The sequence below is a fragment of the Methylobacillus rhizosphaerae genome (assembly GCF_900187985.1).
GTDB classification, from domain to species: Bacteria; Pseudomonadota; Gammaproteobacteria; order Burkholderiales; family Methylophilaceae; genus Methylobacillus; species Methylobacillus rhizosphaerae.
Genome location: NZ_FZOA01000001.1, coordinates 146,900 through 168,430, shown reverse-complemented (window position 1 = coordinate 168,430; position 21,531 = coordinate 146,900). Strand labels below are relative to the sequence as shown.

General features: G+C 53.9%; 21 protein-coding genes. 7 read left to right on the top strand and 14 right to left on the bottom strand.

Annotated elements, in window-relative coordinates; all coding sequences use genetic code 11:
- Positions 1 to 20: 20 nt before the first annotated feature.
- A complete protein-coding gene (ntrC, locus tag CHB59_RS00805) occupies positions 21 to 1,409 on the top strand; it encodes a nitrogen regulation protein NR(I) (RefSeq protein ID WP_089374327.1) in 1,389 nt (462 codons plus the stop codon).
- Positions 1,410 to 1,664: 255 nt separating this feature from the next.
- Here the strand turns inward: ntrC and CHB59_RS00800 are convergent, their stop codons facing one another.
- From CHB59_RS00800 to aroK, 4 genes are all read right to left on the bottom strand, one after another.
- A complete protein-coding gene (locus tag CHB59_RS00800) occupies positions 1,665 to 2,852 on the bottom strand; it encodes a porin (RefSeq protein ID WP_089374326.1) in 1,188 nt (395 codons plus the stop codon).
- Positions 2,853 to 3,106: 254 nt separating this feature from the next.
- Positions 3,107 to 4,225 carry a deoxyguanosinetriphosphate triphosphohydrolase gene (locus CHB59_RS00795; protein ID WP_089374325.1) on the bottom strand — a complete coding sequence of 373 codons (1,119 nt, stop codon included), beginning with the start codon at positions 4,223 to 4,225 and terminating at the stop codon, positions 3,107 to 3,109.
- Positions 4,222 to 5,301 (bottom strand): 3-dehydroquinate synthase, encoded by a 1,080-nt coding sequence (gene aroB / locus CHB59_RS00790; RefSeq protein ID WP_089374324.1) that lies wholly within the window; start codon positions 5,299 to 5,301, stop codon positions 4,222 to 4,224. Before aroB ends, CHB59_RS00795 begins: the two co-directional genes overlap by 4 nt.
- Positions 5,302 to 5,304: 3 nt before the next feature.
- Complete coding sequence (gene aroK, locus CHB59_RS00785; protein WP_089374595.1) at positions 5,305 to 5,817, bottom strand: shikimate kinase AroK; 513 nt, start codon at positions 5,815 to 5,817, stop codon at positions 5,305 to 5,307.
- Positions 5,818 to 6,134: 317 nt separating this feature from the next.
- On the opposite strand from aroK, the gene CHB59_RS00780 reads away from it, so the two are divergent.
- Together CHB59_RS00780 and CHB59_RS00775 are read left to right on the top strand one after the other, a co-directional pair.
- Complete coding sequence (locus tag CHB59_RS00780; protein WP_089374323.1) at positions 6,135 to 8,507, top strand: penicillin-binding protein 1A; 2,373 nt, start codon at positions 6,135 to 6,137, stop codon at positions 8,505 to 8,507.
- 72 nt (positions 8,508 to 8,579) lie between these two features.
- On the top strand, positions 8,580 to 9,230 hold the full coding sequence (locus CHB59_RS00775; RefSeq protein WP_089374322.1) for a hypothetical protein: 651 nt from the start codon (positions 8,580 to 8,582) through the stop codon (positions 9,228 to 9,230).
- Here CHB59_RS00775 and hemB read toward each other — a convergent pair.
- The 7 genes from hemB to rpe form a co-directional block, all read right to left on the bottom strand.
- The gene (gene hemB / locus CHB59_RS00770; RefSeq protein ID WP_089374321.1) at positions 9,213 to 10,223 is read right to left on the bottom strand and encodes a porphobilinogen synthase; all 1,011 of its coding nucleotides are present in this window, start codon (positions 10,221 to 10,223) and stop codon (positions 9,213 to 9,215) included. The genes CHB59_RS00775 and hemB overlap by 18 nt on opposite strands.
- A gap of 10 nt (positions 10,224 to 10,233) precedes the next feature.
- The gene (trpC, locus tag CHB59_RS00765; RefSeq protein ID WP_089374320.1) at positions 10,234 to 11,022 is read right to left on the bottom strand and encodes an indole-3-glycerol phosphate synthase TrpC; all 789 of its coding nucleotides are present in this window, start codon (positions 11,020 to 11,022) and stop codon (positions 10,234 to 10,236) included.
- A 24-nt stretch (positions 11,023 to 11,046) separates the two neighbouring features.
- Positions 11,047 to 11,508, bottom strand: coding sequence for a DUF3465 domain-containing protein (locus CHB59_RS00760; protein ID WP_089374319.1), 462 nt, complete (start codon positions 11,506 to 11,508; stop codon positions 11,047 to 11,049).
- Entirely contained in the window at positions 11,505 to 12,530 is a 1,026-nt protein-coding gene (gene trpD, locus CHB59_RS00755; RefSeq protein WP_179212023.1) for an anthranilate phosphoribosyltransferase, read from the bottom strand. Before trpD ends, CHB59_RS00760 begins: the two co-directional genes overlap by 4 nt.
- Positions 12,530 to 13,096 (bottom strand): anthranilate synthase component II, encoded by a 567-nt coding sequence (locus CHB59_RS00750; RefSeq protein ID WP_089374317.1) that lies wholly within the window; start codon positions 13,094 to 13,096, stop codon positions 12,530 to 12,532. The genes trpD and CHB59_RS00750 overlap by 1 nt, the downstream gene beginning before the upstream one ends.
- A gap of 85 nt (positions 13,097 to 13,181) precedes the next feature.
- A complete protein-coding gene (trpE, locus tag CHB59_RS00745) occupies positions 13,182 to 14,672 on the bottom strand; it encodes an anthranilate synthase component I (protein WP_089374316.1) in 1,491 nt (496 codons plus the stop codon).
- Between the two features lie 150 nt (positions 14,673 to 14,822).
- Entirely contained in the window at positions 14,823 to 15,521 is a 699-nt protein-coding gene (gene rpe, locus CHB59_RS00740; protein ID WP_089374315.1) for a ribulose-phosphate 3-epimerase, read from the bottom strand.
- Between the two features lie 299 nt (positions 15,522 to 15,820).
- Between rpe and hemA the strand changes: the two genes are divergently transcribed.
- From hemA to prmC, 4 genes are read left to right on the top strand one after another with little or no spacing between them, the layout of a single operon-like run.
- Complete coding sequence (hemA, locus tag CHB59_RS00735) at positions 15,821 to 17,065, top strand: glutamyl-tRNA reductase (protein ID WP_089374314.1); 1,245 nt, start codon at positions 15,821 to 15,823, stop codon at positions 17,063 to 17,065.
- 35 nt (positions 17,066 to 17,100) lie between these two features.
- A complete protein-coding gene (prfA, locus tag CHB59_RS00730; RefSeq protein ID WP_089374313.1) occupies positions 17,101 to 18,183 on the top strand; it encodes a peptide chain release factor 1 in 1,083 nt (360 codons plus the stop codon).
- A gap of 6 nt (positions 18,184 to 18,189) precedes the next feature.
- The gene (locus CHB59_RS00725; protein ID WP_089374312.1) at positions 18,190 to 18,621 is read left to right on the top strand and encodes a DUF2127 domain-containing protein; all 432 of its coding nucleotides are present in this window, start codon (positions 18,190 to 18,192) and stop codon (positions 18,619 to 18,621) included.
- A gap of 14 nt (positions 18,622 to 18,635) precedes the next feature.
- Positions 18,636 to 19,490: a peptide chain release factor N(5)-glutamine methyltransferase gene (prmC, locus tag CHB59_RS00720; RefSeq protein ID WP_089374311.1), complete on the top strand. Its 855-nt coding sequence runs from the start codon at positions 18,636 to 18,638 to the stop codon at positions 19,488 to 19,490.
- A 37-nt stretch (positions 19,491 to 19,527) separates the two neighbouring features.
- On the opposite strand, the gene CHB59_RS00715 is transcribed toward prmC, so the two are convergent.
- Genes CHB59_RS00715 through CHB59_RS00705 form a run of 3 tightly spaced genes read right to left on the bottom strand, consistent with a single transcriptional unit; the run spans position 19,528 to position 21,526 of the window.
- Complete coding sequence (locus CHB59_RS00715) at positions 19,528 to 20,010, bottom strand: GNAT family N-acetyltransferase (protein WP_218816184.1); 483 nt, start codon at positions 20,008 to 20,010, stop codon at positions 19,528 to 19,530.
- Positions 20,011 to 20,014: 4 nt separating this feature from the next.
- Positions 20,015 to 20,929 (bottom strand): DMT family transporter, encoded by a 915-nt coding sequence (locus CHB59_RS00710; RefSeq protein ID WP_089374309.1) that lies wholly within the window; start codon positions 20,927 to 20,929, stop codon positions 20,015 to 20,017.
- A gap of 36 nt (positions 20,930 to 20,965) precedes the next feature.
- Positions 20,966 to 21,526 carry a gamma carbonic anhydrase family protein gene (locus CHB59_RS00705; protein ID WP_089374308.1) on the bottom strand — a complete coding sequence of 187 codons (561 nt, stop codon included), beginning with the start codon at positions 21,524 to 21,526 and terminating at the stop codon, positions 20,966 to 20,968.
- Positions 21,527 to 21,531 lie beyond the last annotated feature (5 nt).

The window sequence follows — 21,531 nt, the reverse complement described above, 5'->3', positions numbered from 1 at the left end:
AAAAACAACAAAGGCACATCATGAAACCAATCTGGATCATAGACGACGACAAATCCATCCGCTGGGTATTCGAGAAAGCCCTGGCACGCACTGATATGGACTTCAAGACCTTCGCCTCGGTGCCAGAAGCACTGAATGCACTGAACCATGACACACCACAGGTCATCGTCAGCGATATCCGCATGCCGAACGGTTCCGGCCTGGATTTCCTGCATGAGGTCAAACAGCGCTACCCAGACATTCCTGTTATCATCATGACCGCCTATTCCGACCTGGAAAGTGCCGTGGCGGCGTTCCAGGGAGGTGCATTCGAATATCTTGCCAAGCCATTCGACGTGGATCAGGCCATTGAAATCATCCGCCGCGCCGTGGATGAGAGCATGCGCCAGGCCATAGAAGTGGTCATCCAAGAAAAAACACCGGAAATCATTGGCCAGGCACCCGCCATGCAGGAAGTATTCCGCGCCATTGGCCGCTTGAGCCGCTCCCATTCCACCGTGCTGATCAATGGCGAATCCGGCACCGGCAAGGAGCTGGTCGCCAGCGCATTGCACCGGCATAGCCCCAGAGCAGACAAACCGTTTATTGCCATCAATACGGCCGCTATTCCCAAGGACTTGCTGGAATCCGAATTATTCGGACATGAACGCGGCGCATTCACCGGTGCACAGGCTGCCCGGCGTGGGCGTTTTGAACAGGCAGATGGTGGCTCATTATTCCTCGATGAAATCGGCGATATGCCTTCCGACCTGCAGACACGGCTATTACGCGTACTCTGTGACGGGCAGTTCTACCGCGTAGGCGGGCACCAGCCGGTCAAGGTCAATGTGCGTATCATTGCCGCCACCCACCAGGATCTGGAAGAAAGAGTCAAACAAGGCCTGTTCCGCGAGGACTTATTTCATCGCCTGAACGTAATCCGCCTGCGCCTGCCTCCCCTGCGCGAACGCAGAGAAGATATTCCACTCCTGGTCCGACATTTCCTGCAACACAGCGCACAAGAGCTTGGCGTGGAAGCCAAGCAGCCATCTGCGGCCGCCTTGCGCTATCTCAGCACACTGAACTGGAGTGGCAATGTCCGCCAACTGGAAAACGTCTGCCACTGGCTCACCGTCATGGCGCCCGGGCAGAACATTGATATTGCCGACCTGCCGCCGGAACTCAAGGAAGACACCGGTAAGCCTTCGGATGGCACATCCTGGCAGAGCGCACTGGCGACAGAAGTCACCGATGCTCTCAACCGTGGAGAACATGACATCCTCAATCACCGCACCCAGCACTTCGAGCGCATCCTGATCACCCAGGCATTGCGCCACACCGGAGGGCGGCGCATTGAAGCAGCCACCCAACTAGGCATGGGCCGCAACACCCTGACCCGCAAAATCCAGGAACTGGGAATAGACGAGTAAATCAACATCACCGAAACCACGCCTGAGTCATGACACACTAGCTCATGCCAGGTCTGGTTTGGCTTCCTGCGGTGTTTCAACATACCCACGAGACCCCAGCTCAAGGCCGGGATAACATGTGCTGATCCATTTCCAATGCCATGCAGCAGAACAACACTCATAAAAGGTAAAAGCAAAAGTGACAGGCAATAAAAAACGGCACCCGAAGGTGCCGTTTTTACGATTGCTTTCTAAGCTAAATCTTTCGATTTAATCCTAGAAGAACAGGATCGCGCCCAAGCTAATAGTCTTGGCCTTACCGTCCAAACCACCGGTAACATTGTTTTCAACCTTTTGCTGTGCGTATTCAGCAACCAGGTTCAGGCTCTTGGTCAGAGGATGGTAAGCACCGAAGATCCAGGACTTGTTCTCGATATCGTAGCTCTTGTCATTAGCTTCAGACTTAGAGATACCATAGGAAACACCCAGCTTGGTACCAACTTCTGGCAGCTTGTAAGTAGCTTGTACGTAGCCACCCTTGTCATCAGACTTGTTGCCACCCAGGAATTGCAAACCACCCAGTTGACCACCAGTTTGAGTATCCAGACCCTTACCATCGTAGTAGTAACCAACCAGACCGAAGTCAGCTACGTTAACCTTACCACCGATGTCATAACCACGTGAGCGGTAATCACCTGTTACATTATTGATATGCTTCTGTGTCAGGAAACCAGCCCAAACCTTACCAGCGAAGTCGCCAGTCCACTCATAACCCAACTTACCGTCGAAGCCAAGTTCTGTCTTCTCATCAGTAGCATTTGTAACAAGCTCATTACGCAGACCTTCGCGAGCAGCTACAGCGAAGCTGAAACCGTTCCAGTTAGGAGATGCGTATTGAATCTGGCCGATCCAGTCAGCGTAGACATAACCGGAACCGATACGACCCAGTGTGGAGTTACCAGGACCACCAGCACCAACACCAACGCCCAACAATGTCATGTCGGACAGGATAGCGTCAGAACCGAACAGGCCGAGGTCACGACCAGCCTTGATAGTACCCCAGGAAGCATCACCGAAAGTCATGTAAGCTTGACGAATGTTGATGGAGTTGCCATCACCAGCACGACTTTGTAAATTATCATTTGCAGAACCGGTGGTGCCGAAACCGCTGTCGGAGTTAGCGCCGACGAAGAATGTGAACTGGAATGCAATGTCCAGATCGTTCTGACGTGTCTTACCACCGATACCGATAGCGGAAGGCAGCAGACCTGTAGAAACTTGGTTTTTCTTGCCAACACCAGCGAAAGCATCGCCGCTGTAACGTGTGTTTGTGTAGTAGGTATTAACGTTACCACCGATATCGATGGTCCAGTCACCTGCTGGAATGATGATGCCTGCATTTGCAGCAGATGCACCAAATGCCATTACGGCACCAGCAACTGCCAAGCCTAGCTTCTTGTTCATGTATATCTCCTAATGCGTTTTAGTTAGCCCCTGGTAATGTGTTTCCATCACTTCAAGGGTACTGCACTGACTTCTTCTCGAAGAAGTTGTGCCCAGTATGCCAAAGCCGATTCACAAGCTGCAAGTGCTCTTGTGGTTTTTTCAGGGGAAAAGGTGATTTGTGTTGCAATTACGCAACACATTTTGATGAAAAGGGCAGATTCAGGAACGAAAGTATTGCTGAGTTAACAACTTAGCATTCAATGCTAAGGTTGTTACTCAGCTATGGAGAACAGACGCTGATACTCGCGGATGGCGTAACGGTCTGTCATGCCGGCAATATAGTCTGCAATGATGCGTGGCTGCTTGGTACTGTCCTGCGCCTGGTATTCATCCGGCAACAGGCCGGGGTCTGCGATAAAGGCACGGAACAATTCCGCAATAACGCGCTTGGACTTGGAGGTCATGCGATTGACCTGGTAATGCCGGTAGAGGTTGGTGCGCAGGAAACGCTTGAGTTCAAGCTGCTGCGCCTCGATAGCCGGACTGAAACCGATCAGGGGCGGCAGGTTGCGCACATCGTCCAGAGTTTGCGGCGCGTGTTCCGCTATATTGCGGCTGCTTTGCTCACACAGATCCGTCACTAATATATGTATCATGCGGCGCACGGTTTCATGGATCATACGGCGGCCGGTCAGCGCTGGGTATTGATGCTGCACCAACGCGAACTGTTCGGCAAACAGTTGCACTTCTGCAAGCTGCTCCATGGTGATGAGGCCTGAACGCAGGCCATCATCCACATCATGATTGTTATAGGCGATTTCATCTGCAAGATTGGTCACCTGCGCTTCCAGCGATGGCTGCTGCTTGTTGAGGAAGCGCTCGCCTAGTTCACCCAGCAGACGGGCATTGGGCCAGGAACAATGCTTGAGTATGCCTTCGCGTACTTCGTAGGTCAGGTTGAGGCCATCAAACTCGGCATAACGTTGTTCCAAGTGATCCACCACCCGCAGGGACTGCAGGTTATGCTCAAACCCGCCGAATTCGCGCATGCATTCATTAAGTTCATCCTGCCCGGCGTGGCCGAACGGGGTATGTCCCAGATCATGGGCCAATGCCACGGCTTCAATCAGGTCTTCGTGCAGGTTGAGGTTGCGCGCAATGGCGCGACCAATCTGCGCCACTTCCAGACTGTGAGTCAGGCGGGTGCGAAACAGGTCGCCTTCATGATTGATGAATACCTGGGTCTTGTATTCCAGGCGCCGAAACGCGCCGGAGTGGATGATACGGTCACGGTCGCGCTGGAAGTGGTTGCGCGTAGCCGGTGCAGCTTCCGGATGCTGGCGCCCTCGCGTCAGGGCTGGGTTTGCTGCGTAGGGAGCGAGCGCTATCATGCGGCGATAGCCAGGGTTTCCCTGAGCAACTGGGCATCATATTCACTGCTAACCAGTGATTTTCCTATGCCCTGCTGCAAGACCAGGCGAATCTGGCCATCCACGACTTTCTTATCCAGCCCCATGAGGTCAAGATAACGCTCTACCCCCAAGGCAGGTGCATGCACTGGCAACCTGGCTTCCGTGAAGATGGCGACAATGCGCTTGATGTCATCATCACTCAACCATCCCAGACGACGGGAAAGGTCGGCAGCCAACATGGTGCCCGCAGCCACTGCCTCGCCATGGAGCCAAACACCATATCCCATGGCGTTTTCTATGGCATGACCAAAGGTATGACCCAGGTTGAGCAACGCCCGTTCGCCGGATTCACGTTCATCGGCGGCTACTACTTCGGCCTTGTTTTCACAGGAACGGTAAATGGCATAACTCATTGCCTCGGTATCCAGCGCCAGCAATTTCTGCATATTGGATTCCTGCCAGGCGAAGAATGGCTCGTCACGGATCAAGCCATACTTGATGACTTCCGCCAGGCCTGCGGACAGTTCACGCTCGGGCAGGGTGGATAAAGTATCTATATCTGCCAGTACCACCTGCGGCTGATAGAACGCTCCTATCATGTTCTTGCCCAGGGGATGGTTGATGCCGGTCTTACCCCCCACTGAGGAATCCACTTGTGACAGTAGTGTGGTAGGCACCTGGATAAAAGGCACACCGCGCAAGTAAGTCGCAGCAGCATAGCCGGTCAGGTCGCCAATCACGCCACCACCCAGGGCAATCACTGTGGTGCTGCGCTCGCAGCGGTTCTCCAGCAATGCATCGTAAATCAGGTTCAGCGTGGCACTATTCTTATAAGCCTCACCATCCGGCAGAATGATGGGAATGACCTTGACGCCGGCATCACGCAGTGGTTGCGCCAGTTTTTCCAGGTACAAGGGCGCGACCGTGGTATTGGTGACAATAGCGACTTGTTTGCGCTTCAGATGCGGCAATATCAATTCCGGCTGGTTGAGCAGCCCGCGACCGATATGAATAGGATAGGAACGCTCGCCCAAATCTACGTGTAATGTCTGCATAATTTATAAGTCTGTCAGTTTCTGTTCAATCTGATGCACGATGGCGCTCACTGGCTGCCCACCGGTATCCACAATAATGGAAGCTACTTCTCGATACAAGGGATCACGCTGCGCAAACAATTGCTCCAGTTTCCTACGCGGGTTCTCGCTTTGCAGCAAAGGACGGTTCTTGTCATTCCGGGTGCGCAGCCAGAGTTCATGCACACTGGCACGCAGGTAGATCACTACACCATGCTCCTTGAGCTGCTGACGGCTCTCCGGCAGCAATACGGCACCGCCGCCTGTTGCCAATACGATATCCTGCATCTGGCACAACTCTTCTATCACCGAAGCCTCGCGCCTGCGAAAACCATCCTCTTTCTCCAGTTCAAAAATCACCGGGATGCTGACTCCTGTACGACGCTCGATTTCATGATCGCTGTCATAAAAGGTTTTATGAAGATGCTTGGCAATAATGCGGCCTATGGTGGTCTTTCCCGCCCCCATCAAGCCTACAAAGATAATATTCGTTGCCATAAAAAACGCCCGCCATACGCAAGCGTGCATTTTAAGGGAATCTGGCCTGGCTGTCAGATATGACGAAGGCAATGCTGCATTTTTCTGCATAATGCCGACAATGATGCGTGCGCAACCATGCCGCTTCATCTTGCTGATTGGCAGCATCCCGGCTGCGTGATGTGATGCATGAAATCCCGGTATTTTACTGCGCTCGCACCGTCATTATTGCGGGTACCAGCCAGCCTGCCAGCATGCCGAACTGATTAATTGTTTTTAAAATCCCGTCAATGACACTTATAATACTGTCGTCTGTTACCAAATACTGAACTCTATCAATGCTCCCTAAAAAATGGTGGCAGTTCCTGATCCTGACCGGCATTATCCTCGGTCTGGTGGCAACTGCGCTGGTAGCACTGGCTGCCACATTGATCTACCCTGAGCTCCCTTCCCTGGATGCACTCACCGATTACAAACCCAAGGTGCCGATGCGCGTTTATTCCGCCGATGGCTACCTGATCGGCGAGTTTGGCGAAGAGCGCCGTGCCTTTATCAGCATCAACGACACCCCGACCATCCTCAAACAGGCTATTCTGGCTGCAGAAGATGAACGCTTCTACCAGCACGGCGGTATTGATACACTGGGCATCCTGCGGGCAGCCGTATCCAATGTCATTTCCGGCAGTTTCAAGGAAGGCGCCAGCACCATCACCATGCAGGTAGCGCGTAACTTTTTCCTTTCCCGCGAAAAAACTGCCACCCGCAAACTGAGTGAGGCCCTGCTTTCGATCAAGATCGAGCACAGCCTGACCAAGGATCAAATCCTGGAACTGTATATCAACCAGATTTACCTCGGTCACCGCTCCTACGGCTTTGCTGCGGCATCCCAGGTATATTACGGCAAGCCCCTGAATGAACTGAGCATTGCCGAGGCAGCCATGCTGGCAGGCTTGCCCAAAGCCCCTTCACGCTACAACCCGTTTGCCAATATCAAGCGATCCGAAGCGCGACAACATTATGTCTTGCGCCGGATGAAAGAACTGCATTTCATTGACCAGAAACAATATGATGCCGCCTATAACGAGCCTCATCATTTGCGCCAGTCCCGCAAGATACGTGAGCTTTCAGCAGATTATGTGGCTGAAATCGTGCGCCAGGCCATGTATGAGCGTTACAAAAATGATATCTACAGCAGCGGATTGAAGATTTATACCACTATCCGCAAAAGCGACCAGGAAGCGGCCAACCGGGCTATCCTGCAGGGCATTATTGATTATGACCGCCGCCACGGCTATCGCGGCCCGGAAAAGACCGTGACCCCAGGCGCAAACCCCACAGGCAATGGCACCTGGCTGGACAATGCACTGGATGCCCTCGAAACGTTCCAGGGCATGGTGCCCGCCGTGGTCACGGATGCCTCACCCAAGGCTGTCAGCGTATATTCCAAGGATGGCAACAATATCGAAATCAGCGGCGATGGGCTGGCTTTTGTCAAAAAACAACTGAATGACAAGGATGCTGCCAAGCGCACCATCAAACCGGGTGCCGTGATCCGCATCATGCGTCAGAAAGATGCCTGGCATATTGTGCAGCTGCCTCAGGCAGAAGCGGCACTGGTTTCCCTGGACACGGAAAATGGAGCGGTACGTGCATTGGTTGGCGGTTTTGACTTCAACCGCAACAAGTTCAACCATGTCACCCAGGCCTGGCGTCAACCCGGCTCCAGCTTCAAGCCCTTCATTTACTCTGCTTCGCTGGAGAAAGGCTTCACCCCTGCCACCATGATCGAGGATGAACCCATTTCAATTTCCGCACGTGAAACCGGGAGTGGTTCATCCTGGCAACCCAAGAATTACGACAGGAAATATGATGGCCCAATGCGCGTGCGCACTGCCTTGACCAAGTCCAAGAATATGGTGTCCATCCGTATTCTCGAAGGTATTGGCGTCAATTACGCCCAGGACTATATCACCCGCTTTGGCTTCTCTCCCAAGGATCACCCTCCTTACCTTGCCATGGCACTGGGCTCAGGTTCAGTCACCGCATGGCAGATGGCAGGAGCATATGCGGTATTCGCCAACGGCGGCTATAGGGTCAAACCATACATCATCGATAAGGTTGTAGACCCGCGCGGCAAGGTCGTGGAGCAATCCAAACCGCTATTGGCAGGGCAAGGCGCGCCGCGTGTCATTGATGGTCGCAATGCCTTCATCATGAATTCCATGCTGCGTGATGTGGTGCGAATTGGTACCGCAAGCAAGGCTCGCGCGCTGGGACGCTCCGACCTGGCAGGCAAAACAGGGACCACCAACAACCAGATCGATGCCTGGTTTGCTGGTTACAATCCCAAGCAAGTAGCAATTGCCTGGATGGGTTACGACAAACCTAAATCGCTAGGCAGCCTGGAAACCGGCGGCAAAGCTGCGCTGCCCATCTGGGTTGATTACATGAGCTCTGCGCTGAAAGGCACGCCGAATGTCACGCCAACGATGCCTGACGGAATCAGTGCCATCCGCATCAATCCAGAAACAGGAATGCGCAGCACGGATGATAGCGGCGTTGTGGAATACTTCTATCAGGAATTTCCACCGCCAGAACCGGAAGAGCCCGCATTCTCCATCATTCCTGGCTTCCCGATTCCCGGACATGGCGCAACTGTCCCCATGGAAAAGAAGGATAGTGCGCCACAAGGGCCCGACCAATTGTTTTAAACATATGTTTTAAACAAAGTGCTGGCAGTATGCACTGACAGCACTTTTGATATTGTTAAAGGATCGGGCAATATGGCAAGAGATAGTGGCAGCCGCCAATCACAACTGCGTCAGCGCATTGCGCAGCTTGCTGCCCACATGATGGCAGAAGAAGGTATCTCTGATTATGCCCATGCCAAGCGCAAGGCTGGGCGCCAGCTTGGCGTAACTGACACACACTGCATGCCGACCAACAGTGAGATTGAGGAAGAAATCCGTGTCTACCATGATCTCTACCACAGTGATGAACAGCAGGAAGCCTTGCTGCAATTACGCAAGGATGCGTTGCTGGTCATGCAGATGCTGGAGCGATTCAATCCCCACCTGACAGGCTCGGTGCTGGATGGCACTGCCGGAAAATATGCAGAAACCCATATCCACCTGTTTGCTGATAGCTCCAAAGAGGTCGAGATATTCCTGCTGAACCAGCAGGTGCCCTACATCTCGGATGAAAAATCCTACCGCGTCAGTGATAAACGCAGCATGGATCGCAAGAAAGTACCGGTATTGACGCTGGAAGGGCCGCATGGCCTGATCAAGCTCAGTATCTTTGAAGTGGATGACATGCGCTTTTCAACGAAGAGTCCCGTCAACGGTATGAATGCCAGCCGGGTTGATACAGAGGCACTCACTCATTTGATACAACAGAGCAAGCGCCCGGACGCATCAAGCGCTGTCGCGTAACCAGCGGGCAATATCCATGGCGTAATAAGTCAGGATGCCATCTGCACCGGCACGCTTGAAGCCAAGCATGGCTTCCATCACCACCGCTTTTTCATCAAGCCAGCCGTTCTGTGAAGCAGCCTTGAGCATGGCATACTCACCGCTGACCTGATACGCATACGTCGGCACACCAAACTCCTGCTTCACCCGGCGCACAATATCCAGATAAGGCATGCCTGGCTTGACCATGACCATATCCGCGCCTTCCTCCAGGTCCAGCGCTACTTCACGCAGTGCCTCGTCTGAATTGGCTGGGTCCATCTGGTAGTTGTATTTGTTGCTCTTGCCCAGATTGGCAGAAGACCCGACAGCATCGCGAAACGGGCCGTAGAACGCGGAAGCATATTTGGCAGAATATGCCAGTATGTTGGTGTAAATATGTCCAGCCTCTTCCAGCGCATCGCGGATCGCACCTATGCGTCCATCCATCATGTCTGACGGCGCCACGACATCAGCCCCCGCCTCCGCATGGCACAGCGCCTGTTTCACCAGGATCGCCACCGTTTCATCGTTGAGCACGTAACCAGTGTCATCAATCACGCCATCCTGCCCATGCGTGGTGTAAGGGTCAAGCGCCACATCGGTGATGATACCCAGTTCAGGATACGCAGCCTTGAGTGCACGCACGGTGCGCGGTACCAGCCCTTGTGGGTTCCAGGCTTCATCCGCAGTTAGGCTTTTGTACTGTTGATCGACCACCGGAAACAAGGCCAGCGCGGGGATGCCCAGCGCCACGCATTCGGCAGCCGTTTCGAGTAATTTATCCACGCTCTGACGCCAGACACCGGGCATGGACGCCACTTCTTCTTCCCGGTTCTCGCCTTCCAGTACAAACACAGGATAGATCAGGTCGTTGGTCGTTAACACATGCTCCTGCATCAGGCGGCGTGAAAACGTATTTTTACGCATACGACGTGGCCGAATGGCAAGATATTGACGTGGCTGCTCACTCATCTGGAACTCCTTATTCAAATACCCGGGCCAAGGCCAGACCAGGGTCCGGCTGGCGCATGAATGCTTCACCCACGAGGAAAGTATGCACTTCATGGTTGCGCATCAAGGCTACATCCGCAGCTGTGAAAATACCGGATTCGGTAACGACTGTTTTATCTGCCGGGATACGCGACAACAGGGAAAGCGTGGTATCCAGCGTCACCTCAAAAGTACGTAGGTTGCGGTTATTGATGCCCAGCAAAGGCGTCTGTAATTGCAGCGCCTGCTCCAGTTCCTCGCCGTTATGAACTTCCACCAGCACGCTCATACCCAGTTGATGGGCCACAGCTTCCAGTTCCTGCATCTGCGCCAGAGTCAGCGCAGCGGCAATCAGCAGAATACAATCCGCGCCCATGGCACGGGCTTCATACACCTGGTATGGGTCTATCATGAAATCCTTGCGCAACACAGGAATATCACAGGCAGCACGCGCAGCCTTGAGATAATCCGCACTACCCTGGAAAAACTGCTCGTCTGTCAGCACGGAAAGACAGGCTGCGCCATGACTGGCATAGCTGGCGGCAATCTCTGCCGGACGGAAATCTTCGCGGATCACGCCTTTGGAAGGGCTGGCTTTCTTGATTTCGGCAATGACAGCCGCCTTGCCTGCGGCAATTTTCCCCTGTATCGCACCAAGAAAATTCCTCGGCTCAGCCTGCGCCAGCGCTTCCACTTCGATGGCAGCTTGTGGCTTCTGCTGTTTTGCCGCTGCAATTTCCGTGCGTTTTACTTCAAGAATCCTGTTGAGTATGTCTGACATTGCCCTGTATCGCTTTCGTTCTGATTACTGATAGAGTTTGCCGTGATAGCGCAACCAGCCTGCTGCATGGCGACCGCGCGGGTCATGATGGGTCCAGTGTATGACACCGCCTTTGGCATTCCATTCATAAACACCCTTGAACTCCACCTCGTCTCCTGTCTTGAGCCCTTCAAGCCGGGGGGCGAGATCGATATTGTGCGCAACAAGCGCCGTCATGCCATTATCCAGGGTCAGGATAAAACGCTGGTGACGTGTACCATCATTATCATCCGGCAGCACCTTAGTTACCACACCGTGAGACTGCACCTCCACATCATGTTCGTGTTGACGGAAAGCTTCTTCAATACGCTGGTTGGCTTCCGCAACTGCCGGCGCAGAAACCAAGGCCTGTTCCGAGACAGGCAAGGAGGCTGGACTGTCCTCATGGCCAAAATGGTAGAGCGTGTAAGTGACCGCAATGACGACCACCAGCAGCAGGCGCATCATGATGCCTGGCTCAGTGCTTTCAATTGCTCCAGCTTAGCCAATGCCGCGCCGGAATCCAGGGAAGATGCTGCCTGGGCAATGCCTGCCTGTAAATCCTGCGCCAGGCCAGCAACGTAAATTGCTGCCCCGGCGTTCAGCAATACAATATCCCGCGCCGGACCGGTTTCGCCACGCAGGACGCCCAGGATAATTTCGCTGGAGTGCTGCGCACTTTCCACATGGATGCTGTTGATATCATGCAAAGGCATGCCGAACTGGGTCGGGTTCAGCGTGTATTCACGCACTTCCCCATCCTTGAGTTCGGCAACATAGGTATCTGCGGCAAAGGAGATTTCATCCATTTCGTCCGCGCTGTGCACCACCATCACGTGCTCGCTGCCCAGCTGTTTCAGGGTATGCGCCAGCAGGCTGACCAGGTCGCGGTGAAATACACCCATGACCTGCCTTTTTGCCCCGGCCGGGTTGGTCATCGGGCCCAGCAGGTTGAACATGGTGCGTACGCCCAGCTCACGACGCACAGGCGCAGCATGTTTCATCGCCGCATGATGATTGGGCGCAAACATGAAACCGATACCGGCCTCATCCACGCAGCGTGCTACTTGTTCCGGCGTCAGGCCGATATTTACGCCCAGCGCCTCCAGCACATCAGCAGAGCCACTCTTGGAAGATGCCGCCCTGCCGCCATGCTTGGCAATTCTCGCACCAGCACCGGCAGCGACAAAAGCAGAAGCCGTCGACACATTGAATGCTTTGTTGGGCGCACCACCAGTGCCACAGGTATCGATCAGGTGTCGGGTATCGGCAATCTCTACCTTGCTCGACAGCTCACGCATCACCTGTGCGGCAGCGGCAATCTCGACGACGGTTTCACCCTTGACGCGCAAGCCGGCAAGGAAGCCTGCAATCTGGATGGGAGTGAATGTCCCGCCCATGATCTGCTGCATCACATCCAGCATTTCCTCATGGCTGAAATCCACATGGTCGATCAGTTTCTGCAGAGCAGCTTTGGCAGTAATACTCATCAATAGGCTTTCAGGAAATTATTCAGCAACTCATGGCCATACTGGGTCAGGATAGACTCAGGGTGGAACTGCACGCCCTCGATCGGCAGGGTTTTGTGCCGCACACCCATGATTTCGCCATCTTCGGTCCAGGCGGTGATTTCCAGGCAATCCGGGATAGTTTCACGCTCAATGACCAAAGAGTGGTAGCGCGTTGCCGTGTATGGATTGGGTAGCCCCTTGAATACACCGGCATCTGCATGATGAATTTCCGAGGTCTTGCCATGCATGAGTTGCTTGGCATGCACAATTCTGCCGCCAAAGGCCTGGCCGATACTCTGGTGACCCAGGCACACGCCCAGCATGGGAATCTTACCGGCAAACTCATGGATCAGTGGCACGGAAATACCAGCCTCGCTCGGTGTGCATGGCCCAGGGGAAATGACAATGTGCCGGGGATTAAGCTCGGCTACGCGCGCAAGGTCGATTTCATCGTTGCGATATACCTGCACATCCTGTCCAAGCTCACCAAGATATTGCACGAGGTTGTAGGTAAACGAATCGTAGTTATCCAGCATTAACAGCATAATATGGTTCCTTCATCGCTTGAGTCAGCCGCGCTTCACTTATCCCTGTTGGTCTGGCGTGAAACGGGCCGCGAATTCATCACGGTCATGACGACAACTTGTTGTCCAACCCTGCCTGGACAATCTCGGCAGCGCGCAGCACTGCCCTGGCCTTGTTCTGGGTTTCCGTCCATTCACTTTCAGGTACGGAATCCGCCACAATGCCAGCACCCGCCTGGGAATACAGCATGCCATCCTTGATAACGCCAGTGCGAATGGCAATTGCCAGATCCATGTCCCCGTTGAAACCGAGATACCCTACAGCACCGCCATAGATACCGCGTTTGCTGGGCTCCAATTCGTCAATGATTTCCATGGCTCGCACCTTGGGTGCGCCACTGAGCGTACCTGCAGGAAACGCAGCCTTGAGTACATCAATGGCATGCAAGCCGGGTTTCAACTTGCCTTCCACATTGGAAACAATATGCATCACATGAGAATAGCGCTCTATCATCATGTTGTCTGTCACGTGCACACTGCCTACTTGCGCGACACGCCCTACATCATTACGTCCCAGATCCATCAACTGCACATGCTCGGCAATTTCCTTGGGATCAGCCAGCAGTTCCTCCGCAAGAGCCAGATCCTCTTCGCGCGTCTTGCCACGCGGACGCGTACCGGCAATCGGTCGTGAAGTGACGATATCATCCTCAAGACGTACCAGAATCTCCGGCGATGCTCCCACCACATGATGATCGCCCATATCGTAATAAAACATATAAGGCGAAGGGTTAAGGCTGCGCAGGGCACGATACAAAGACAGAGGGTCTTCAGAAAATGGCTTCGCCATGCGCTGCGAGAGCACTACCTGCATGATGTCGCCATCAAAAATATAGCGCTTTGACTTGGCAACTGCATCCTTGAAAGCTGCCTCACCGAACTCGGAGTGTGTTTCTGTCGCGGTAGTCGCAGCCACATGCGGGATCGCAACGGGCTGACGCAGACGCTGGACCAGCGCGTGCAGGCGCTGGATGCTCTGCTGATATGCATCTGGCAAGGCAGGATCGGCATAGACAATGAAATAGAGCTTGCCAGACAGGTTATCCACCACAGCCAGCTCTTCCGACACCATCAGGAGAATATCCGGCACACCCAGCTCATCCGGCTTGCTGTTACCTGCCAGGCGTCGCTCAATATAGCGTATGGTGTCGTAACCGAAGTACCCTGCCAGCCCGCCGGTAAACCGCGGCAATCCCTGATACGGAGGGATACGGAACCGGGCCTGATATGACTGGATAAAATCCAGCGGATTGACGGCACTGGTTTCTTCGACCACCTGCCCATGCGCCAGAACCTGGATAACAGCCCCTCGTGCTTCAATGCGGGTATGGGCAGGCAGCCCGATAATGGAATAGCGACCAAAACGCTCGCCGCCTTGTACGGACTCAAGCAGATAGGAAAATGGCTGATTAGCCAATTTGAGATAAAGCGACAATGGCGTATCGAGATCAGCAAATGTCTCGACAACCAATGGAATGCGGTTATAGCCCTGGCCTGCCAGAGCGTCAAAATCCTGTTGACTGATGGTTTGCAGCATAAAAACTCCCGAATCCTGAAAAAGGTTGATTATTCAAAGTGGCGCCCACGACCCTGCCGCAGGCATAAAGCTTGACTATTTCAGCGCCACCATCGCCAACTAGCGCGATTATTCAGGATTTGGGGTTTCATATGCTCACTACTTTGCTACTTATACTTTTGCCAATTCAGCACGCAATGTGCTGATCACGGTGTTGTAACGGTTAGGGTCAGTGTCCTTGCCAGCACCGAATACCGCAGAGCCAGCCACGAAAGTGTCAGCACCTGCACGGGCAATATCGGCAATATTGGCAGGATTTACGCCACCGTCGATTTCCAGCCAGATTTCACGGCCAGTCTTCTCAGTGTAGGCATCGATACGGGCACGGGCTTCACGCAGCTTGTCCAGTGTGCCTGGAATGAACTTCTGTCCACCGAAACCAGGGTTCACGGACATCAACAACACCATGTCCACTTTATCCATTACGTAATCAAGATAAGACAACGGGGTTGCAGGGTTGAACACCAAGCCGGATTTACAGCCGTTATCACGGATCAGGGACAGGCTGCGGTCAATATGATCCGATGCCTCAGGGTGGAAAGTGATGATATTGGCACCAGCCTTGGCAAAATCAGGAATGATGCGATCAACAGGCTTGACCATCAAGTGCACATCAATGATGGCATCAGTCACAGGGCGGATTGCTTCGCAAACCAGAGGCCCAATGGTCAGGTTGGGAACATAATGGTTGTCCATCACATCAAAGTGGACAATATCTGCGCCAGATGTGATGACATCGGTGATTTCCTGGCCCAGCTTGGCAAAGTTGGCGGAAAGGATACTAGGTGCAATTCTGAATGGTTTGGCCATGATATTCGAAGTCGTTTATAGCGTAAAAATAAGTATTTTAACCGAAAATGCGCCGCTACACTCGGCATCGGCACTCTGCTGCGTAAAATCCATGCTGCAACCATGTTTATACTAGGAGAACAGGCTGATTGGCAACCTTGAATATGCTGTGGAACCAATAAAACAATTCGCCAACTAACCAACTGGTTAGTTCAATCAGCCAAAATCGGAGTATCATAGCGGCCTGCCGCGCACAATTACTCAGGGCTTAATTGCTTGAAATTGTTGCTCAAGTTGCCGCGATACAGGAAAATTGCAGGATGCATTTATTTACAGTGGGCGTTAACCACACGACCGCACCAGTTTCCATACGTGAGAATGTCGCCTTCCAGAACGAGCGCCTCGGATCGGCCTTGCGCGACCTCAATTCTCATGGCATCCGCGAAGCTGCTATCCTGTCCACCTGCAATCGCACCGAACTTTACTGCAATACCGACAACCCGCAGAAAGCCCTGGAGTGGCTGGCGAGCTACCACAAGCTGCAGCCTCAGGCGATAGAACCCTATATGTACACCCTGCCCCAGCAGGATGCCGTCAAGCACGCTTTCCGCGTTGCCTCAGGACTGGACTCCATGGTGCTGGGCGAAGCGCAAATCCTGGGTCAGATGAAACAGGCAGTGCGCATTGCAGAGAATGCCGGCACGCTGGGCACTCTGCTGCACAAGCTGTTCCAGCGCACGTTCTCGGTTGCCAAGGAAGTTCGTACCAATACCAATATCGGCGCCAATTCCGTATCCCTCGCATCAGCGGCTACCAGGCTGGCACAACGCATTTTTGGAGATATTTCCCAGCAACATGTACTTTTCATTGGCGCCGGGGAAATGATAGAACTTTGTGCCGAACATTTTGCTGCCCACCGCCCATTGTCCCTGACCATTGCCAACCGCACACTGGAACGCGGCCAGGAGCTGGCCGCCAGCATCAATGGCCAGAGCATGCTGTTGGCCGACCTGCCTGACCGCCTGGCGGAATTCGATATTGTGATTACTTCCACTGCCAGCCAACTGCCTATCGTCGGCCTGGGCATGGTGGAGCGCGCAATCCGCAGCCGCAAGCACAAACCCATGTTCATGGTGGATCTGGCCGTGCCACGTGACATCGAGCCCGAAGCAGGAGAGTTGGATGATGTATTCCTTTACACCGTGGATGATCTGGCACAAGTAGTGCAAGAAGGCATGGAAAACCGTCAGGAAGCCGCAGCAGAAGCCGAGGCCATCATCGACACGCGCGTGGAAAATTTCATGCATTGGCTAAAAACGCGTAGTGCGGTACCCACCATCCGCGCCCTGCGCGAACAGGCCGAGCAATACCGTATCAATGAACTGGAGAAAGCGCAAAAACTACTTGCCCGAGGGGATGATCCAGTCCAGGTGCTGGAAGCACTAAGCAATGCTCTGACCAACAAGCTACTGCACGGCCCGAGTCACGTTCTCAATAGCGCCGAAGGCGAAAATCGCGACCAGATTGAAGCCATGCTGCGCCAGCTTTACCAGATTCATCATTAAATTAACCCATATTCCAGCTTTTCACTTTTCAAGCAATGAAACCTTCAATGATTAAAAAGCTCGCCACCCTGAGCGAGCGCCTGGATGAACTCAATCGCCTGCTGTCGAGCGAAGATGCAACCAGCGATATGGACAACTATCGCAAAATCACGCGCGAACATGCAGAAATCACGCCCATCGCGGAGCAATTCCGCGCTTATGAGCAAACAGAAAGTGATATCCGGGATGCCCAGGCCATGCTGGCAGATCCCGAGATGAAAGAGTTTGCGCAGGAGGAAATCGAGACCAGCAAGCAGAAGCTGGAAGACATTGCAGCGGAACTGCAGAAATTATTGCTGCCCAAGGATCCCAACGACGAGCGCAACATCTTCCTGGAAATCCGTGCCGGTACTGGCGGCGACGAATCCGCGCTGTTCGCAGGCGACCTGTTCCGCATGTACTCTCGCTATGCCGAGCGCCAGCGCTGGAAAGTCGAGATTGTCTCTGCCAGTGAATCAGAAGTGGGTGGCTACAAGGAAATCATTGCCAAGATCGAGGGCTTTGGCGCCTACTCCAAACTCAAGTTCGAATCCGGCGGTCATCGCGTGCAGCGTGTACCGGAAACCGAAACCCAGGGCCGCATCCATACTTCTGCCTGTACTGTCGCCGTATTACCCGAGGTGGATGAGGTCTCGGATATCTCCATCAACCCTGCGGATATCCGCATTGATACCTTCCGTGCTTCTGGCGCAGGCGGACAGCACATCAACAAGACCGATTCCGCCGTGCGTATCACTCACTTTCCCACCGGCATCGTCGTGGAATGCCAGGACGGCCGCAGCCAGCACTCAAACAAGGCACAAGCCATGCAAGTGCTCGCCGCCCGCATCAAGGCCAAGCAGGTAGATGAGCAGCAGAGCAAGATCGCCAGTGAACGTCGCAGCCTGATCGGTTCCGGCGACCGAAGTGAGCGCATACGTACCTACAATTATCCACAAGGACGTATCACTGACCATCGCATCAACCTCACCCTGTATAAAATTGACGCCATCACGGAAGGTGATATGGATGAGTTGATCGGTGTACTCGCAGCAGAACATCAGGCAGATCTGCTGGCGACTTTAGGCGAAGACAACTAATTCTGTATGACTACCAGTTTGCGTAGCATTGCCCTGTTTGAAGCCAGCAAGGGCTTGGTTGTGTTGGCAGCCTCACTGGCGCTGTTTCGCCATATCAATGCCGACTGGCAATCCTGTGCGGAAACCGTGGTACGCCACCTGCACCTCAATCCGGCCAACCACTATCCACGCATCCTGCTGCACTGGATGTCCAATGTCACCGAACCTCGATTGATGGCCTTGGCATTTGGCGCTCTCTTTTATGCTGGCATCCGCCTGCTCGAAGCCTATGGCTTATGGCTGGGACGGCACTGGGCCATCATCCTAGGCATGGCAAGCGCTGGCCTCTACCTGCCGTTTGAAATCCTGGAACTGCTCGCGCATTTCAGCTGGCTGGGCCTGGGTATTTTTGTATCCAACCTGGTCATTGTCGCCATCCTCTGGCAGCACCACCGCTAACCGGGTAACTCAATATGGCCAAGCTGAAGAACCTGGCAGCCTGCGCAACCCAGCGTTTGCAACAGGCAAGCCAGCTGGAAGCTGCCGAAGCCCGCATTGAAGTCCGTGTATTACTGCAACATGCCTTGGGAGACGTCAATCACGCATGGCTGATTGCACATGGCGACAACCCTGTCACGGTACCATTACGCGCCAGCTTTGAAAGCCTGCTGGCAAGACGCATTAGCGGGGAGCCCATTGCCCACATTCTTGGTCGGCGTGAATTCTTCGGGCGCGATTTCATGGTCACGCCTGCCACCTTGATTCCGCGCCCTGACACCGAGATACTCATCGAAACCGCGCTGGAAAAAATACCGACCAACCAAGCCTGCCGCATTCTCGACCTCGGTACCGGCACTGGTGCTATTGGCATCACCCTGGCGCTGGAACGACCTCTGAGCGAAGTCGTAATCGTAGATTTCTCCCACAACGCCCTGGCCACAGCCAAAGAGAATGCCCGCCACCTCGCCGCCGCCAATGTCACCGCACTGCACAGCAATTGGTACAGCGCCGTGCAAGGGCTGCGTTTCGATATCATCGTCAGCAATCCGCCCTATATCGAAAGCGCCGACCCGCACCTGCAACAAGGCGACCTACGCTTTGAACCCATCACCGCTTTAGCATCTGGCACAGACGGCCTGGACGACATCCGCACCATCAGCGCCCGAGCTGCCGGCCACCTCACTCCCGGTGGCTGGTTGATGCTGGAACATGGCTACCAGCAAGGCGCTGTAGTGCGCCATATCCTGCAACAGCATGGATTCATCAACATCAGCACCGTGATTGATCTGGCGGGACACGAAAGGGTGACGTTGGGACGGCTTGCATAATCAATACGGGATATTATCCTGCCAAGACGAGCACATCCTATCCAGGCTGCGATTTCGACATCAATACCAATGTGATCGTGGGAGAAAGTACCTTGGTGGCAAAAATTTCGTAGCCATGACGCCGGTATAGACGAATATTGCCCTCGCTACTGGCGCCCGTGAAAAGTTCAAAGCTGTGAGCCTGGGGAAACCGGGCCTCGATTGCCTGCAGCAGGGCGCTGCCTATTCCCCGTCCCTGAAACTCTGGGGCGACAATGAGGCGACCAATCTCACATTTCCCATCCTGGAAAAGAGCTCGCACTGAGCCGACAACGGCTCCGCCTTCGCTATACTTCAGTACACCGCCAGCCAGAATCTCAGCTTTGAGAGAATCAAGTGACTGTGTAAGCGGAGGAATGCTCCAATCGTTATACAACCTGGCCTCGGATTCATAAGCGTGCTTCTGCAGGTCCAGGATAGATTCAGCATCCTCGATTGTGGCAAGGGCGATAGTACCCATATTGAATTGATTGAGCGCCATCCCATCAGCCCTTTTTCCGCAAGCTGATCATCATCACCCCAATCAGCACCAGCACCGAACCCACAAGCTGTATCAGCGACAATTGCTCATCCAGAAATACATAAGCCAGGTAAATCGTCGCCACCGGCCCCAGCGCGCCTATCATGGAAGTCTGCATGGAGCCGATGCGGCGCATGGCGGCAGCGAGAGCGAAAGCAGGCAAGACGGTGGAAAACAGGGCCATACCGATGCTGAGGGCATAAACGCGTGAAGACTGCTGCAATTCATCCAGCGGGTGTGTGAGCAGAAACTGGGCAATACAGGCTAGACATGCAACCGTCATGGCATAGGCGGTGAAACGCATGGAACCAATGCGGGCGATGGTGTGGCCGGCACCGACCAGGTAAATGGCATAAGCCAGGGCGCTGGCGAACACCAGGCTGGAGCCGAGAAACAGGCCATCGACGGCGCTATGGAAATCGTGTACGAATACCAGCGCGATACCGACGTAACTGAGCAACAAGGCCAGAATGACGGTACGGCCTATATGCTCGCGGAATACCAATGCACTGATAAGCACAACCATGGTGGGATAGAGGAACAGGATCAAGCGCTCCAGCCCGGCGCTGATGTATTGCAGGCCAAGAAAATCGAGGTAGCTTGCGAGATAGTAACCCACCAAACCCAGCAGCAGTACGGCAAGCCAATCGCGTCGGGTCATGGGAGTGGCCTGCGCCTGGCCATGGAACATGGCAAACACGAAGAACGGCACGGAAAATGCCATACGCAACGCCAACAGGGTGACAGCGTCCACTGGCTCGACATAGGCCAGCTTGACGAAGATGGCCTTGGCGGAAAACCCGATTGCCGAGAGTAACGCAAAAGCTACGCCCAGCATGTGCTGGCGCGAATCAAACAAGCCCTTGAACAGATTTGTCATTTTATTGATGGTCGTACTTGGTGACGATGAGAAATATCAGGCAGCCAGGTAGTGTTGCTTGAGTCGCATATAATGCTGCGCGGAATACATGAAGTGGGCGATTTCCTTCTCTGTCAGCGCCCTGACCTTTCTTGCCGGGCTACCGAGATAGAGAAAGCCGCTCTCCAGCACCTTGCCTTCCGGCACCAGGCTGCCAGCGCCGAGCAATACATGTTTCTGCACAATGACTTTGTCCATGACAATGCTGCCCATGCCGATCAGGCATTCGTCCTCCAGGGTGCAGCCATGCAGGATGACTTTATGACCAACGGTGACATTGCGTCCAATCATCAGTGGACAACCTTCCGGCTCCCAACTGGATTTATGGCTGACATGCAGGATGGAACCATCCTGGATATTGCTGCCCTCGCCGATACAGATATGGTTCACATCCCCACGGATTACCGTACCAGGCCATACCGACACATGATCACCCAGCAGCACATCGCCGATGATAACAGCAGAAGGATGGAGATAGACCTCGCGGCCGATTTGTGGCGCGATGCCCTGATAGGAAGCAAGCACAGAACCGGCTTGCGAGGTATGATGCTCTGACATAAGCC